This window comes from Sphingomonas ginsenosidivorax (assembly GCF_007995065.1).
Taxonomy (GTDB): Bacteria; Pseudomonadota; Alphaproteobacteria; order Sphingomonadales; family Sphingomonadaceae; genus Sphingomonas; species Sphingomonas ginsenosidivorax.
This window is the reverse complement of sequence record NZ_VOQR01000001.1, coordinates 1,053,597-1,070,072: the sequence shown is the minus strand read 5'-3', so window position 1 is coordinate 1,070,072 and position 16,476 is coordinate 1,053,597. Positions and strand designations below refer to the sequence as shown.

The window sequence follows — 16,476 nt, the reverse complement described above, 5'->3', positions numbered from 1 at the left end:
TAAATCCCGTTATAACCTATGTTATTATTCTGCGGAGGCTCGGTGGCGATTGATGCGATCCGGAGGATTGCCCTAAGGTGCCGGCAACGACGCCGGCGGGGGACAAGCCGGCACACAGGGAGAGAAGCATGTCGCGTACCCATCGCCGCCGCCTTTGTCTGTCCGGCGCGGCCATGCTCGTCGCATCGGTCGCGCAGGCGCAGACCGTGCCGCCCGCTCCGGACGCGGCGACCCCGGACGCCTCCGACTCTTCCGCCGCCGACATCGTCGTCACCGGTTCGCGAATCCAGCGGCCCGACTACGAAGCCCCCAACCCGATCGTCTCGTTCGGCGCCGCCGATCTCCAGCAATCGGGCAACACCAACGTCACCACCTTCCTGCAGCGCGTCCCCGCGCTGACCAACTCGCTCGACAGCACGCGCACCGCGGGCAGCAACCAGGCGGACGGCAGCTTCGGCCAGGTCGGGCTCAACCTGCTCGACCTGCGCGGGCTCGGCCCCACGCGCACGCTGGTGCTCGTCAATGGCCGCCGTCATGTCGCGGGCCAGCCGGACACCGCCGCGGTCGACATCAACGCGATCCCGACCGACCTGATCGACCGCGTCGACGTCCTTACCGGTGCCGCGTCGGCGGTGTACGGGGCCGATGGCGTGTCGGGCGTCGTCAACTTCGTGATGAAGCGCGACTTCGACGGCGTGATGGCGCGATCGCAGTTCGGGATATCCGAGCGAGGCGACGCCGCGAACCGCTTCGCCTCGCTGGTCGCCGGGCGCAACTTCGCCGACGACCGCGCGAACGTCACGCTGGCGTACGAATACAACGCCGACCAACCGCTCGCCAACGACGACCGCCGCTATCTCGCCGGCCAGCAGCGGCAGTATTTCGTCAATGTCGACGGCTACGACCCGACCCGCGCGGGCAGCTACCAGAAGGCACCGGTCGGCGACCTGCGCTATCCCTACAGTTCGAACCAGGGGATCGTGTATATCGGCGACCAGACGTTCCGCGGCGACGGCGCGATCTACACGCCCGGCCGCTTCCTGCAGAACGACGGCTACACGGTCGGCGGCGACGATACGCCGGTCGCGGGCTACATCGGAGACATCTTCCCCCGCACCCGCCGCCACGCCGGCAATGCGCTCGCGCACTATGACGCCTCCGACGCGTTCAAGATCAGCCTCGAGGGCAAATTCGTCCAGTCGACGGTGACCAGCTTCAGCGGCTATGGCGGCAATTATCCGGCGACGATCGCGCTCGACAATCCGTTCATCCCGGCAAGTATCCTCAACGCGGCACGCGCGGCCGGACTGACCTCGGTCGACGTCAACCGCAACAATTTCGACATCCCGCGCCGCGGCGAGACCGATCGCCGGCGGACCTATCGCGGCGTCGTCGATGTTACAGGGCGGCTGACCGACCATGCCAGCTACGACGTCTCCTATACCTACGGGCAGACCGATGTCCGCGCGACGAAGCTCAACGACCGTCTGAATACCCGCTTCCTCGAGGCACTCGACGCCGTTCGCGGGCCCGGCGGCACGATCGTCTGCCGGTCGGCGACGGCGCGTGCGGCGGGATGTGTCCCGGTCAACACGTTCGGCGGAACCACCGTCGACCCCGCCTCCTTCGCCTATTATCTCAGCAACCCGGAAAGCGACGCGCGGATCACGCAGCATGTGGCGAACGCCTCGCTGACCGGCGACTTCGGCCAGGCCTTCACGCTGCCCGGCGGCCCGGTCGCTTTCGCGGTCGGCGGCGAATATCGGCGTGAATCGAGCCGCTTCACGCCCGCCCAGGCGCTCGTCGACAACGCCTTCTACCAGTTTGACGAATATATCATTCCGACTGCATCGCGCGGCCGTTTCGACGTCTGGGAGGCGTTCGGCGAACTCAACGCACCGCTTCTCAAGGACCGGCCGTTCTTCCACCTGCTGTCGCTCGGCGCCGCGGGGCGGTATTCGGACTATTCGACCGTCGGGTCGACCAAGGCCTATCAGTTCAACGCGATCTGGGCGCCGATCCGCGCGATCAGTTTCCGCGGCTCCTATGGCCGGTCGGTGCGCGCGCCCAATATCGGCGAACTGTTTCGTCCGACGACAGGGTCGAGCGCGTTCTTCTCCGACCCCTGCTATCTCGGCAACCGCGCCCTCGGCACCTCTACCCGCGCCGCCAACTGCGTCGCGCTGATCAGCGGCCTGGGCGGCAACCCCGCGACCTTCACCGCGCAGAACAACCCCGACGCGACGATCTTCATTCCCGGCTCGGTGTCGGGCAATGCCGATCTGCGGGCGGAGGTCGCGCGGACCTGGACCGCGGGCGTCGTGCTGCGACCCGATTTCGTACCGGGCCTGTCGATCGGCATCGATTGGTACGACATCCGCCTGCGCGATGCGATCAACAACCCGAATGGCGACGCCGCCAACAGCATCGCCGAACTCTGCGTCGACCAGCCGACGCTCGACAACCCGTTCTGCGGACAGATCAGCCGTGCCCGCGGTACCGGCTTCATCAACGGCTACACCGTCCAGCCCGCGAACGTCTCGGCGTTCCGCACGGCGGGCGCGGAGCTGAACCTGGCCTATCGCTTCCAGACTGCCGGCATCGGGACCTTCGACGTCCGGCTGGTCGGTGGGTATCTCGACACGCTCGAACAGGTCGCGACGCCGGGTGCCGAGGTCGAGAACAACGTCGACCAGATCTTCCGGCCCAAATGGAACGCCACCTTCTCCCCGACCTGGATCAACGGTCCGTTGACGGTGAGCTACAATCTGCGCTGGCAGAATGGCGTGCGGCGGTTCAGCCGGTTCGAGACCGACGGCAACGCGACGCTCGTCGATCCGCGCTATTTCCGGTACAAGGCGCTGTGGCAGCACGACGTGCAGGCGCAGGTCGAGGTCGCCGAGGATTTCGCCTTCTACGGCGGGGTCAACAATCTGGCGGACCAGAAGCCCGATATCGGCTTCCAGACCAACGTCCCGATCTCGCCGGTCGGGCGGTATTTCTACGCGGGCGCGAAGGTCCGGTTCGGCGGTCGTTGATACGGTGGCACGCTTGATCGCCCGGTGAAAACCGGCGAGGAGCGTGCCATGCCAGCACCCCCAATCCGGTTCACCCCGCTCGCGACCTACGACGTCGTCATCCCATGCCATAACCGCGCGCACGTCGTCGCCGACGCCGTCGCCAGCGTGCTCGCGCAGGACCCCGCGCCGGTCCGCGTGATCGTCGTCGACGACGGCTCGTCCGACGACAGCGCCGCGGTCCTCCGCGCGCTCGCTGCGGCGCACCCGTCGGTGGAGGCGGTCATATTGCCGCGCAACGTCGGCGCATCGCAGGCGCGCAACACCGGCACTGGCTTGTCGCTGGCCGACTGGATCGCGTTCCTCGACAGCGACGACGTCTGGCTGCCCGGCGCCGCCCGCGCGCTTCTCGAAGGTGCCGCGAACGGGCCGCACGACATCGTCGTCGGCCATTTCTCGCGCGTCGAGAGCGATGGCGCGCCGCAAGCGCCCGAATGCGGCTGGGACGGCGACTGCATCCGCCGCGGGCTCGCGAGCGGCGGCGTGATCGGTCCGAGCTGGTCGATCGTCCGCCGCGCGTCGGTCGAGCATGTCGGCGGCTTCGACCCCAGCTTCCACAATTGCAACGACTGGGATTTCTACACGCGCGTCGCCGCCGCCGGCGCGCGTTTCGCCCGGGTCGATCACTGCGTCGCGCTGTATCGCACCGTGGCGGGCAGCCGCCTCGTCAACGACACCGCGATCGGCGCGCGCAACGCCGATCGCGTGCTGGCACATCCGTACCTCGCCCGTCTCGACGCATAGGATCCAGCCGACGGATTGAGACTAGAGCGGCGACGCCGGGTCGGTCAGGATGCCGCACGCGGCGGCAGCCTTGGCGACTTCGAACGGGACCTTCGGATCTTTCACCTGGCCGGACACGCGGACGAAGTCGCTCGCGGTCAGGCGGCCGGGCGTCGTGTCGCCGTCGCGTGATGCCCTGGCTGCACGCCCGAGTTGCTGGAGCTGACCAAGCGACAGGTTCGCCTCGAGACGGTCGCCGACACACTGCGACTGGGCAGGCTGGAAGCCATAGCCCTCGAGCGACGTCGCGATCCTCGCGGACGGGTTCACGCACGCGGCCAGCGAGGCCAGGCCGATCCCCATTCCAACGATACCCGTGACGCGTGCGACCCGTCGATAGTCTGACATAAACACCCCTGTTGTCGGCGCCATGTCCAACCGGAGCGGCGCTCAAGCTGATGGTTCCGGGTGCAGAACCCTCCGTCCCGATCGTTGGTTTCTAGTAGTGTTGGCAGCCGTTCGGGCCGAAAACTACCAAACACGCCGCAGGTGGCTCATTCAGCCTCCGATCCGTCTCCCCCACCCTCCGCCAGGCCAAGATCAAATTGACAGCGCATGCACGGCTGCGTACGGCGCTATTGCGAATTGATATCAACTTCCCGGCAAACGCACCCTGATGACGAGTCCCTCGATCCGCGCGTGGTATCTCGTGCACAAATGGACCAGCCTGGTCTGCACGCTGTTCCTGCTGATGCTGTGCGTCACGGGCCTGCCGCTCATCTTCAGCGACGAAATCGACCAGATGGGTGGCGGCACCCAGCAGTTCGGGATGCCCGGCGTCGGTTCGTCCGGCACCGCGCAGGGCCTGCTCCCCCTCGATACCATGATGGCCAAAGCGCTCGCCGCCCGGCCCGGCGAAGTGCCGCTGTTCATGGCATTCGACAATGATCAGCCGTCGATGACGATCACCACCGGACCGACGCCGGACGCGCCCGGGTCCGCGATGACGACCATGGTGTTCGATCGGTCGACCGGCGCGCTGCTGACGAAGGAAGGCGGCGGGGGCGTCATGCGGTTCCTGCTCGATCTCCATACGGATATGTTCCTGGGGCTGCCGGGCATGCTGTTTCTGGGCGCGATGGGCCTCGCGTTCACCGCCGCGCTGGTGTCCGGCGTGGTGCTCTACGCCCCCTTCATGCGCAGGCTCGCCTTCGGCACGCTCAGAACGTCGCGCAGCACGCGGTTGAAATGGCTCGATTATCACAACCTGCTCGGCATCGTCGCGCTGGCGTGGATGACCGTCGTCGGGCTCACCGGCGTGATCAACACGCTGGAAAAGCCGATCAACGCCCTCTGGCAGCGGAACGAGCTGGCCGCGATGACGCGCGCCTATGCGAGCAAGGCGGCGCTCCCGCCCTCGCGGTACGGCTCGCTGGACACCGCGATGGCCGCGGCGCGGAAAGCGCTGCCAGGCAACAATCCGCAGTTCATCGGTTTTCCGGGTGGCAGCTTCAGTTCGAAGCATCATTATGCCGTGTTCTTCCAGGGCGACACGCCGCTGACCCAGCATCTGCTGACGCCCGCACTGATCGACGCCGAGACGGGTGCGTTCACGACCGCGCGGTCGATGCCCTGGTACAACAAGGCGCTGTCGCTCTCGCGCCCGCTGCATTTCGGCGATTATGGCGGGCTACCCCTCAAGATCCTGTGGGCCGTGCTGGACCTGTTCACGATCGTGGTTCTCGTCACCGGCCTGTACCTGTGGCTCGGCAAGCGACGTGCCTCGTCCGCGGCGCATGTCCGCGAAGTCGAAACCGGCGGCGTCGTGATGCCCGCAGAATGACGCAGCGCCGACCGTCGCGGCAAAGCCTCCGCGCGATCTTCGCCGCCCCCCTGGTGATCGCAGCGCTCACGATCGTCGCGCTGATCGCGGCGCTGACCGGCGACGGCTGGCGCGACGCGCTGTCGTGGGCGGGTCTCGCCGTACCGATCCTGACCGTCGCCTGGGCCATGCGCGCCCGCCGCACCTGAACGACATCATCGCGCCGCAGCCGGCGCCATCAAGGACATGCCCGTGACCAAGACCCGCTCTTTCCTGCGCCTGACGGCCGGCGTATCCGCACTGGCCTTGGCATGTCCCGCCACCGCGCAGGAGGGCGCGGCCGACGACCGCACCGAAGAGATCGTCATCACTGCGCAGAAGGCGAACCGGACCGGCGTGACGCACGACGGGCGGGTCGGCGTTCTCGGCGACAAACCGGCGGAAGACGTCCCCTTCGAGATCAAGAGCTACAATGCCGCGCTGATCCTCAACCAGCAGCCGCAGACGCTCGGCCAGGTACTCGACAACGACCCGTCGGTGCGGACGAGCTATGGCTTCGGCAACGCCGCGGAGCAGTTCGTGATCCGCGGCTTCGCGCTGTCCGGCGACGATATCGCGTTCGACGGCCTCTACGGCATCACCCCGCGCCAGCTGATCGCGCCCGAACTCTATGAGGCGGTCCAGGTCCTGAACGGGGCGAGCGCGTTCCTCAACGGCGCGGCCCCGGGCGGCACCGGGATCGGCGGCAGCGTCAACCTCGTCCCCAAGCGCGCGGGCAGGACGCCGCTGACCCGTCTGACGACGAACTACACGTCCAGCGGGCATGTCGGTGGCAGCTTCGACGTCAGTCGCCGCCTCGGTGCCGGTGGCGAATGGGGCGTGCGTATCAACGGCGCGGCGCGGCGCGGCGATGTCGCGATCGACGACGAATTCCGCAGCGCCTACCTGCTGGGCGGTGCGATCGACTATGACAATGGTCCGCTCAGACTGTCGCTCGATCTCGCCTACCAGAAGGTGCGGGTGAACCAGATCCGGCCCAAGCTGACGCTCCCCGCTGCGATCACGGTCATTCCACGCGTGCCGAAGGCCACGACCAATTACGGCCAGCCCTATTATTTCACCAACCTGCGCGACGTCTACGGCCAGTTCCGCGCGGAATACGACCTGTCGGACGCGGCGATGGCCTATGCCGCCTTCGGTGCGCGCGACGGATCCGAGGATGGCTTCTACAGCACGCTGTCGCTGCTCGACGCGACGACCGGAACGGCGTCGGTGTCGGGCTCGCTGATCCCCCGCACCGACAACAACGAAGCCGCACAGGCGGGCGTACGCGTGAAGCTTGCCGCGGGCGGCGTGACCCACGAATTCAACGTCGGCGGGTCGATGAACTGGCTGACCAACCGCAATGCGTTCGAATTCTACGCGATCTCGTCAGGCACTACGAATATCTATGCGCCGGTCGTCGTGCCGCAACCCAGTCGTGTCACCTCGCGCGGCGGGAACCTGGACGATCCCTTCCCGATCTCGCGGACCCGCCTGACGAGTACGTTCGCATCGGATACCATCGGTCTGTGGGACGATCGCATCCTGCTGACGGGCGGGCTGCGCCTGCAGCAGATCGTGGTGAAGAGCTATTCGAACATGACCGCGCTGCAGAGCGGCGAGTATCGCAAGGACGCGATTACGCCGGTTGCAGGCGTGGTGGTCAAGCCGGTCGACCATGTCTCGCTCTACGCCAACCGCATCGAGGCGCTCGTGCAAGGCGCGACCGCACCCCCGATCAGCGGCGGCCTCAACATCGTCAATGTCGGCGAGGTACTGCCGCCGTTCCGCTCGACCCAGTACGAGGTCGGCGGCAAGCTGACCCTCGACATGCTGACCGCGAGCCTCTCGTTCTTCAAGACCGAACGGGCGACCGCGATCGCGACCGCGCTCCCGGCACCGCCTGCCAACGCAGCGCGCTTCGAGGCCTCGGGGCTGCAGCGCAACAAGGGGATCGAGCTGAGCCTCCAGGCAGAGCCGATCGAGGGATTGCGGATCATCGCCGGCGGGTCGGTGCTCGACGCGCGGTTGCGGCGTCAGACCAACGGGCTCAACGAAGGGCGCAAGGTGGCCGGCGTGCCGGACTACCTCATCAACGGCAACGCCGAATGGGACCTGCCGTTCGTCCGGGCGCTGACGCTGACCGGTCGCGTCGTGCACACCGGCGAGCAGCCCGCCAACGCCGCGAACACGCTGTCACTGCCGAGCTGGACCCGCTTCGACCTCGGCGCCCGCTATGTCGCGGTGGTCAGCGACCGGCCGCTGACGCTGCGCGTCGGCGTCGATAATCTGGCGAACAAGCGATATTGGGCGACCGCCTTCGACAGCTCGCGCCCCGACCTGCTGCAAGGCGCGCCGCGGACGGTCAAGCTGTCGGCGTCGATGGACCTGTAGGATCGAGCTCGCGACGCTTGCGTACGGCAGGGTTAGGCGCAACGATAGGCCATGTCGTTTCTCCTCTCGCTCCTGCTGCTCCAGGCCGCCGCCACGCAGACGCCGCCGCTCACCCCGGCGGTCAAGACAGCCCCGCCGACCTCGAAATGGCCGGCGCGCGATGCGCACTACACCATTCGCGGGTTTCGCTTCCGCTCGGGCGACGCCCTGCCGGCGTTGCGCATTGCCTACACGATGCTGGGGCAGCCCCACCGGAATGCCCGGGGCGAGATCGACAATGCGGTCATGGTGCTGCACGGCACGGGCGGTACGGGTCGCCAGTTTCTCAGCCCGCAATTCGCCGACGAGCTCTACGGCCCGGGGCAACCGCTCGACATCACGCGCTACTGGATAATCCTCCCCGACGGCATCGGCCATGGCGCATCGTCGAAGCCGTCCGATGGGCTGCACATGCGGTTCCCGCACTACGACTATGACGACATGGTCGAGGCGCAGTACCGCCTGCTCCACGACGGGCTCGGCATCCGCCGCATGCGGCTGATCATGGGAACCTCGATGGGCTGCATGCAAAGCCTGGTCTGGGGCGAAACATACCCCGACTTCGCCCGCGCGCTCATGCCGCTTGCCTGCGAACCCGTGGAGATCGCGGGGCTCAACCGCATGTGGCGGAAACTGGCGATCGACGGGATCAAGGCCGATCCGGCCTGGGCGGGCGGCGAGTACGCCACGCCCCCGGTCCAGGGCTTGCGCACGGCCGCCAGCCTGCTGTTCGTCGCGGGCGCCGCGCCGCTCTACTTCCAGGATCGCTACCCCGGGCGCGACGCAGCCGAGGCATTCGCCGAACAGCGCGTCGCGGCATCGATCGCCGGGACGGACGCCAACGACCTCGTCTATCAGCTCGATGCGTCGCGAACCTATGCGCCCTGGTCCCGGCTGGAGGCGATCACCGCCCCCACGACGTGGATCAATTCGGCCGACGACTTCATCAATCCCCGCGCGCTCGACTACCCGCAACGCGCGGTCGCCCGCATGAAGGACGCGCGCTTCCGGATGATCCCGGAGAGCGCGGATACCCGCGGCCATGGCACCCACACCGCCGCCCGGTTCTGGAAACAGGACCTTGCAGACCTGCTCCGACGAACCGACTAGTGCGGACAAGGCGGGGCCCGACGTGATGGCCGGTGCGGTCCGTACGTCCTCATCCCGCTCGCCGGTTCGTCCGGGCCGCCCGCAATCTGCAGCGTTTTCAACGTCTCGTGCGTAGTCATGCCGAGCTTGCAACGGATACTATCGATATGGCCGCCACCGCCGTCCCGTCCACCACGCCCACGCCCCCCCCTACGCCTGGTGAACCCTCGTTGCTCACTCCGGGGCTGTTGGCGTGTATCGCCACGGCGTCGCTTGCCGGCCTGCTGTTCGGGTTCGACACCGCGGTGATTTCCGGCACGACCGACGCATTGACGCGCGAGTTCGCGCTGACGCCGACCTGGCTCGGGATCACCGTCTCGTCCGCGCTTTGGGGGACGCTGATCGGCGCGCTGTTCGCGGGCAAGCCCGGCGATCGCTTCGGCAGCCGCAACACGCTGCGCATCCTCGCCGTCTTCTACATCGTCGCGGGCGTCGGCAGCGCGCTGTCGTGGAACTGGGGTTCGCTGATGGGTTTCCGGGTATTGTGCGGGCTGGCGGTGGGCGGATCGTCGGTCCTCGCGCCAGTCTACATCGCCGAGGTCGCGCCCCCCAGCCGGCGCGGCACGCTCGTCGCGATGTTCCAGTTCAACGTCATCCTGGGCATCCTGCTCGCCTATGTCTCCAACGCGGTGATCGCCTCGATGGGCCTGGGCGACGCCGAATGGCGGTGGAAGCTCGGCGTCGCCGCGGCGCCCGCGCTGCTGTTCATGATCCTGCTGTTCCGCATTCCCAACAGCCCCCGCTGGCTGGTGGGCCGCGGCGAGACCGACGAAGCAACCGCTGCACTCGCGCGGATCGGGATGACCGGCGACGCCGCACATGCCGAGATCGCATCGATCCGCCAGGCGCTGTCGCAGAGCACCGAGCAGGTGGCATTGTCCTGGACGCGCCACCGCAAGCCCATCGTGCTGGCCATCCTGGTCTCGGGCTTCAACCAGCTGTCGGGGATCAACGCGATCCTCTATTACCTCAACGATATCTTCGCGAAGGCCGGCGATCTGTCGCCCAACCTGCAGGCGATCATCATCGGCGTCGTCAACATGGTCTTCACGCTGGTCGGCATGCTGCTGATCGACCGGCTCGGGCGGCGCACGCTGCTTCTGGTCGGTGCCGCCGGCATGTCGGTGTGCCTCGCCATCGCCGGGCTGGCGCTCCTCCACGTCCTGCCCGACGGCGTGTTGCTCTATGCGCTGATCGGCTTCATCGCCTTCTTCGCGCCCAGCACCGGCGCCGTGATCTGGGTCTATATCAGCGAAGTCTTTCCCACGGCCGTGCGCGCTCGCGGCAGCGCGGTCGGGGCCAGCACGCACTGGGGCCTGAACGCGGCAATCGCGGCCGTCTTCCCGACCGTCGCCGCCTGGTCGGCCGGGCTGCCGTTCCTCGTCTTCGCCGCAATGATGGCCGTGCAGTTCGTCGTGGTGCTGCTGTACTTCCCCGAAACCAAAGGCGTTCCGCTCGAGGAAATGGAGGCCAGGCTCGGCGTCGACCTGCGGTAACGCACACCCGCAGCGCTACATCGAAAGCATCTTCCCCACCCGCTGCTCCAAATCGAGAATATTGAACGGCTTGGTCAGCACGGCCATGCCGGTGTCGAGATGCCCGGCGCCCACGGCGGCATTGGCCGCATATCCCGTGACGAACAGCACCTTGAGATCCGGCCGGAAGGCTCGTCCCGCGTCCGCCACCTGGCGTCCGTTGAGACCGCCCGGCAGGCCGACGTCCGTGATCAGCAGGTCTATCCGCTCGCCCGACTGCAACAGGGCGACACCGAGCGGCCCGGTCTTGGCCGTCAGCACCCGGTAGCCGGCCTCGCTGAGGATCTCCGTGACCAGCTCCCGGATCGCGTCCTCGTCTTCGACGAGCAGCACCGTCTGCCCGACCCCGGCGCGAAGCCGGTCCGCCGGCTTGGCAACCTCCTCGATCCCCTGTCCGGTCCCCATGAGCCGCGGCAAATAGAGGCACATCGTCGTGCCGATCCCGACTTCCGAATAGATCCGCACCTGGCCACCGGACTGCCGGACGAACCCGTAGATCATCGACAGGCCAAGGCCGGTGCCTTCGCCGATCGGCTTGGTGGTGAAGAACGGGTCGAACACGCGCGCGATCACGTCCGGCGGCATGCCGGTACCGGTGTCGGTGACGCACAGCGAGACGTAGTCGCCTTCGGGGAGCTCCTGAGCCGCGGCGGAGCGTACATCAAGAGTCTTGTTGCCCGTTTCGATTGTCAGGACCCCGCCGTCAGGCATCGCATCCCGCGCATTGATGCACAGGTTCAGCAACGCGCTTTCCAGCTGGGGAGCGTCCGCCAGCACGCGCCAGATGTCCGGGGTGGTCGAGACCCGCAGCTCGATCGAGGGGCCGAGTGTCCGGCTGACGATCTCCGTCATGCTGCCGACGAGCTCGTCCACGTCCACGGAGACCGGCGCCAGCGTCTGGCGGCGCGAGAAGGCGAGCAGCCGCTGGGTGAGCGCCGCGGCACGATGCGCACCGCTGAGCGCCATGGTCATGTAGCGATCGAGCTTGTCGTACTGCCCTGCAGCGACCCGGTGGCTCAGCAGTTCGAGCCCGCCCGTCACCGCCGTTAGCATATTGTTGAAGTCGTGCGCCAGTCCGCCGGTCAGCTGGCCGACCGCCTCCATCTTCTGCGCCTGACGCAGCGCCTCTTCGGCCTGCATCAGATCGGCGGTTCGCGCCGCGACGCGTTGCTCGAGCGTGTCGTTGAGGCGCCGCAGCTCGGTCAGCGCGCGGTCGCGTTCCTCCGACAGCTTGCGCCGATCCTCGACGTCGATGAGAACGCCGGGGAAACTCAGCGGCGTCCCGTCGGGCGCATGCTCGACGCGGCCGTTCGCTTCCAGCCAGTGGTACTGCCCGTTCGCCCGCCGCGTGCGATATTGATGCGCATAGGCCCCGCCGCGCGCGATCGCCTCGTTGATGGCGTCTGCAAGACCCGCCTGGTCCTCCGGATGGACGGTCGCGACCACCTGTTCGAGGCTGAGGCCTTCGCGGCCCATGGCGGGATCCAGCCCGAACGCCCGTGCGAAGGGTTCGTCCACCGTGAAGCGATCGTTCGGCAGGTCCCAGACCCAGGTGCCGATGATGGCGCCCGCCGCCAGCGCGAGCTGGACGCGTTGCGCGTCGACCTTCGCCGCCGCCTCGCTCGCCCGCAACGCGTGCTCGGCCTCTCGGCGTTCGGTCTCGTCGCGGGCGATCTTGAGGAACCCGCGCGGATTGCCCTGCGCGTCGGGCGGCAGCGGGTGCATCGACCCGCTCAGGAAGACCTGCGAGCCATTCCGGTGGAGGTGCCAGCGTTCGTCGATCGCGCAGCCATCGCGGACCGCCCCCGCAATCTCGCGAACGTCGGCACCCTTCGCGCGGTCCTCCTCGATAAAGATCATCGATGCCGACTGCCCGATCGCTTCGTCCGGCGACCATCCCAGGACGGACTGCGCGCCCGCCGACCAGGTCGTGATGATCCCACCCACGTCGGTCGTGAAGATCACATGGTCTTTCGCCCCCTCGACCACGAGCCGCAGCCGCTCCTCGCTCTGGCGGAGCGCAGCATCGGCCAGCACGCGCTCGGTGGTCTCGTTGGTGAAGATGAAGAGCCCCGCGATCGCACCCTGCGGGTCGAGGATCCGGGAATAGGAGAACGTGAACCAGGTGTCGGCGGCGCCTCGGTCCGTGTCGAGCCTCCACGGCAGGTCTGTGAAGCGCTGGCTGCGGCCGGCGAACGCCTCGTCGATGATCGGCTTTGCCTGCTCCCAGGCATCGGCCCACACGATATGGAACGGCGTCCCCATCGCCCACGACACTCGCGGACCGAGCAACGGGAAATAGGCGTCGTTGAAGAAGAAGCTCAGCGGCTCGCTGCCCCAGGCGAGGATCATCGATTCGGGCGAATTGAGCACCGTGCTCAGGTTGGATTTCAGACTGTCCGGCCAGTCCGCCGGCGGCCCCAGCGGATGGCTCGACCAGTCCCGCTCCAGGATCAGCCGTGCCGCCTCGCCACCACCGGCCAGGAATTTCAGGTCCTCGGAAAGCGAGGCGGCATCGGCGACGGGCTGCGAATCCATGACAAGTCGTTAGCGCCTGTTCGCCGATGCCGAAAGGTGACCGGGTGTATCGCGGCAGTTCCGTTCCCCGGTCAGTCTTCCATCCGCCACCGCCAAGTTCTTGAACCGCTCGGAGATCCCTGTTCCCGGCCTGCCCGGGACAAAGCTTCACCGACCGGCCGGCTTACGCTCGCGGAGCGTGGAACATTAGGTCGAAGATAGGCTTTAGCGCATGTTAAGATCAGCAAGTCCGTGGAGAGTATTGATGACGAACGCGGACAATCGGCCTGCTGGCCGGGCAAAGGAGATACGTTCCGCGCCGCCGCGGTCCGCCAACAGCACGCTCGATGCGCTGAACTTCTTTCTCGCCGACGTCCGAGACGGTCTGGGTCCCTATCTCGCCATCTATCTGCTGGCGGTGCGCGGGCCGGCGCATGGCTGGAACGAGGCGACCGTCGGGATGGTGCTGACGATTGCCGGCATCGTCGGTCTCTTGTCGCAGACTCCGGCCGGCGGCCTGATCGATCGCAGCCGCACCAAGCCCCGCCTTGTCATCGTGGCCGCCCTTCTAGTCACGATCAGCAGTCTCACGCTGCCGTTCGTGTCGGGCTTCACGATGGTTACGATCACCCAGTCGATCGCCGCCGCCGCTGGCGCGATCTTCGCACCCGCGCTGTCGGCGATCACGCTCGGTCTGGTCGGGCCGAAGATGTTCGCCAAGCGCGTGGGGCGCAACGAAGCGTTCAACCATGCCGGCAACGCGGTATCGGCAGGACTGGCCGGCGTGCTTGCCTGGAAATTCGGGCCCGTCGTCGTCTTCTGGCTGATGGCCGGTCTTACCGTCGCGAGCATCGCGGTGACGTTGCGGTTGAACAACGACGACATCGACAACGCGGTAGCCCGCGGGCTCGATTGCGAACCCGACGAGGGCTGCGACGAGCCCGGCGGATGGCGCACGCTGATCGCCAACCGGCCATTGCTGACATTCGCCGGTATCGCGTTCCTGTTCCATCTCTCGAATGCCGCCATGCTCACCTCGGTCGGGCAATTGCTGTCGCGTACCGTCGGCAAGGATCAGGCGACGTCGCTCACCGCGGCCTGCATCGTTGCCGCGCAGCTGGTCATGGTGCCGGTCGCGATTGTCGTCGGGCGGAATACCGAACGCTGGGGTACCAAGCCGATCTTCCTCGTCGGCTTCGCGTTCCTCGCCGCGCGTGGTGCGCTGTATACGGTATCGAACGATCCGTGGTGGCTGGTCGGCGTCCAAGCCCTGGACGGTGTCGGTGCCGGCATCTTCGGGGCGCTGTTCCCCGTCGTCGTCGCCGATCTGACCCGCGGCACGGGGCGTTTCAACGTCAGCCAGGGTATCGTATCGAGCGTGTTCGGCCTGGGCGCCGCCTTGTCCGCGACGCTCGCCGGCACGATCATCGTGTGGGCAGGCTACACCGCCAGCTTCCTCACGCTGGCTGCGATCGCCGCGGCCGGGTTCGTCCTGTACCTGACCGCGATGCCGGAAACGCAACGCTGACCTGTCGACCGCCTGTCAGCGGTTCGCCGGGCTCGGGTGATCGACCATCACCCAGTCGATGTCGACCGACCCGCCGGGCGCACCGCGCGTGAAACTGAACAGCGCGGGACGCGATCCCTTCCACCATGAGAAGCGCGCGAGCGGGACGGCATCGCCAATCGGCAGGAACGACCTGCCGTTCAGGCTGTAGCTGTAGCGCACGGTCTGCTCCGGTCCGACGTCCGCGCGCAGGTCGATCGTGCCCCTGTCGAGCGCGGGGCCGGCCGTTTCCGCACCCTTGACCGCCATCGTCACGCGCACCTGCACTCTGTCGCGGACCAGACCGATCCAGCTCGGCTCGACGCCGAACAGCGACAGCCCGGCCCTTTGGCCGTCGCGCATCCTGCTGGCGTCGAACCGCGCCGTGACCCGCGCGCGCGGGCCCTGCAGGATCTGAGTCAACGTGTTGCGCGCGGTCACCAGATGCTCGGCGGAACCCGCAACGAGCCGCAGATAGCCGGGCCGCGCGGCGAGGCTCCAGCGGCGGTCGTCGGGATTGTGGTTCCACTCCCATTGCGGACCGAGCCGCGTCCCGGAGAAACTGTCCGATTCCTGCAGCGCATCGCTGGTCGGCGGGCTGCCGGTGTCCGGCATCGCGAACGCCGCGACCGGCTGGCCGCCCGCGCCGATCACCGGCCAGTCGTCCTTCCAAACCAGCGGCTCCAGATAGCTGATCCGCCCGAACGCGCCGGTGCTGTTGAAATGGACGAACCACCCCTGCCCCGACGGCGTCTCGACCCAGCCACCCTGGTGCGGCCCCTTGAGCGCGGTGGCGCCCTGGCTCAACACGACGCGCTGCTCGTAGGGGCCCGTGATCTTGCGCGCGCGCAGCGCAACCTGCGCGCCGGTTTCGACGCCGCCGAAGGGGGCTAGGATGTAGTAATAGCTGTTGCGTTTGTAGAGCTTGGGGCCTTCGAGAACGGGGAGGCGCGCCTTGTCTTCGACGATGATCGTGCCGGTATCGAGCACGCGGCGGCCGTCGGGTGACATGCGGTGCAGGATCAGTGGTCCGGCACCGTGTCGCGAATGGACCAGCCAAGCGGTGCCGTCATCGTCCCAGAACGGGCACGGATCCTCGAGCCTGGGCTGGTCGACGACCAGCACCGGCGGGTCCCAGGGACCGTCCACCCGCGCGGCGCTGGCCATGAAGATGCCTTCGTCGGGGGTCGCGAAATAGACGTAGAAGCGCCCGGCATGGAAGCGGATCGACGGCGCCCAGACGCCACCGGCATAGCGGGTCCCCCCGATCGGCTTCGAGATCGCGTCGGTCAGCGTGTGCGGCCCCGGCATGTCGTATTCGGGGGCGAACGGCAGGCGCGGCAGGACATGGCCGACGATGGTCCAGTGCACGAGATCGCGCGACCGCAGGATCGGGATGCCGGGCGAGAAGTGGAAGCTGGAGGCGACCATGTAGTAGTCGCGCCCGACGCGGATCACGTCGGGGTCGGAATAGTCGGCATAGAGGATCGGATTGGCATAGGTCCGCGGCGTAGCGCCCGACGCCATCGCGCACAGCGCGAGCAGTGGCGCGATCACCAGGACCCGGTAACGATCGGTCAAATCCATCTCTCCCCAGCCGCCGGCTACGCGCCGCTCCCCGCCAAGATACCG

General features: G+C 67.4%; 11 protein-coding genes. 8 read left to right on the top strand and 3 right to left on the bottom strand.

Annotated elements, in window-relative coordinates:
- Positions 1-128 precede the first annotated feature (128 nt).
- Both FSB78_RS04775 and FSB78_RS04770 read left to right on the top strand, forming a co-directional pair.
- Entirely contained in the window at positions 129-3,038 is a 2,910-nt protein-coding gene (locus tag FSB78_RS04775) for a TonB-dependent receptor plug domain-containing protein (protein WP_147080422.1), read from the top strand.
- Between the two features lie 48 nt (positions 3,039-3,086).
- On the top strand, positions 3,087-3,821 hold the full coding sequence (locus tag FSB78_RS04770) for a glycosyltransferase family 2 protein (RefSeq protein WP_147080420.1): 735 nt from the start codon (positions 3,087-3,089) through the stop codon (positions 3,819-3,821).
- 21 nt (positions 3,822-3,842) lie between these two features.
- Here FSB78_RS04770 and FSB78_RS04765 read toward each other — a convergent pair whose 3' ends face one another.
- On the bottom strand, positions 3,843-4,208 hold the full coding sequence (locus FSB78_RS04765) for a hypothetical protein (protein ID WP_242008022.1): 366 nt from the start codon (positions 4,206-4,208) through the stop codon (positions 3,843-3,845).
- 268 nt (positions 4,209-4,476) lie between these two features.
- Between FSB78_RS04765 and FSB78_RS04760 the strand changes: the two genes are divergently transcribed.
- From FSB78_RS04760 to FSB78_RS04740, 5 genes are all read left to right on the top strand, one after another.
- On the top strand, positions 4,477-5,643 hold the full coding sequence (locus FSB78_RS04760; RefSeq protein WP_147080418.1) for a PepSY-associated TM helix domain-containing protein: 1,167 nt from the start codon (positions 4,477-4,479) through the stop codon (positions 5,641-5,643).
- Complete coding sequence (locus FSB78_RS04755; protein ID WP_147080417.1) at positions 5,640-5,831, top strand: hypothetical protein; 192 nt, start codon at positions 5,640-5,642, stop codon at positions 5,829-5,831. Before FSB78_RS04760 ends, FSB78_RS04755 begins: the two co-directional genes overlap by 4 nt.
- Positions 5,832-5,868: 37 nt before the next feature.
- On the top strand, positions 5,869-8,058 hold the full coding sequence (locus FSB78_RS04750; RefSeq protein WP_147080415.1) for a TonB-dependent receptor: 2,190 nt from the start codon (positions 5,869-5,871) through the stop codon (positions 8,056-8,058).
- Positions 8,059-8,109: 51 nt separating this feature from the next.
- The gene (locus FSB78_RS04745; RefSeq protein WP_147080413.1) at positions 8,110-9,207 is read left to right on the top strand and encodes an alpha/beta fold hydrolase; all 1,098 of its coding nucleotides are present in this window, start codon (positions 8,110-8,112) and stop codon (positions 9,205-9,207) included.
- Positions 9,208-9,353: 146 nt separating this feature from the next.
- The gene (locus FSB78_RS04740; RefSeq protein WP_242008018.1) at positions 9,354-10,742 is read left to right on the top strand and encodes a sugar porter family MFS transporter; all 1,389 of its coding nucleotides are present in this window, start codon (positions 9,354-9,356) and stop codon (positions 10,740-10,742) included.
- 15 nt (positions 10,743-10,757) lie between these two features.
- Here FSB78_RS04740 and FSB78_RS04735 read toward each other — a convergent pair whose 3' ends face one another.
- A complete protein-coding gene (locus FSB78_RS04735; RefSeq protein WP_199743117.1) occupies positions 10,758-13,319 on the bottom strand; it encodes a PAS domain S-box protein in 2,562 nt (853 codons plus the stop codon).
- Positions 13,320-13,563: 244 nt separating this feature from the next.
- On the opposite strand from FSB78_RS04735, the gene FSB78_RS04730 reads away from it, so the two are divergent.
- A complete protein-coding gene (locus FSB78_RS04730) occupies positions 13,564-14,826 on the top strand; it encodes an MFS transporter (RefSeq protein ID WP_147080411.1) in 1,263 nt (420 codons plus the stop codon).
- A gap of 15 nt (positions 14,827-14,841) precedes the next feature.
- Here FSB78_RS04730 and FSB78_RS04725 read toward each other — a convergent pair whose 3' ends face one another.
- Positions 14,842-16,425: a glycoside hydrolase family 43 protein gene (locus FSB78_RS04725; protein WP_242008016.1), complete on the bottom strand. Its 1,584-nt coding sequence runs from the start codon at positions 16,423-16,425 to the stop codon at positions 14,842-14,844.
- Positions 16,426-16,476: the final 51 nt, after the last annotated feature.

Coding starts and splice junctions, on each gene's coding strand:
- FSB78_RS04745 (WP_147080413.1), top strand. CDS start 8,110: ATGTCGTTTCTCCTCTCGCTCCTGCTGCTCCAGGCCGCCGCCACGCAG.
- FSB78_RS04760 (WP_147080418.1), top strand. CDS start 4,477: ATGACGAGTCCCTCGATCCGCGCGTGGTATCTCGTGCACAAATGGACC.
- FSB78_RS04740 (WP_242008018.1), top strand. CDS start 9,354: ATGGCCGCCACCGCCGTCCCGTCCACCACGCCCACGCCCCCCCCTACG.
- FSB78_RS04775 (WP_147080422.1), top strand. CDS start 129: ATGTCGCGTACCCATCGCCGCCGCCTTTGTCTGTCCGGCGCGGCCATG.
- FSB78_RS04770 (WP_147080420.1), top strand. CDS start 3,087: ATGCCAGCACCCCCAATCCGGTTCACCCCGCTCGCGACCTACGACGTC.
- FSB78_RS04730 (WP_147080411.1), top strand. CDS start 13,564: ATGACGAACGCGGACAATCGGCCTGCTGGCCGGGCAAAGGAGATACGT.
- FSB78_RS04765 (WP_242008022.1), bottom strand. CDS start 4,208: ATGTCAGACTATCGACGGGTCGCACGCGTCACGGGTATCGTTGGAATG.
- FSB78_RS04735 (WP_199743117.1), bottom strand. CDS start 13,319: ATGGATTCGCAGCCCGTCGCCGATGCCGCCTCGCTTTCCGAGGACCTG.
- FSB78_RS04750 (WP_147080415.1), top strand. CDS start 5,869: ATGCCCGTGACCAAGACCCGCTCTTTCCTGCGCCTGACGGCCGGCGTA.
- FSB78_RS04755 (WP_147080417.1), top strand. CDS start 5,640: ATGACGCAGCGCCGACCGTCGCGGCAAAGCCTCCGCGCGATCTTCGCC.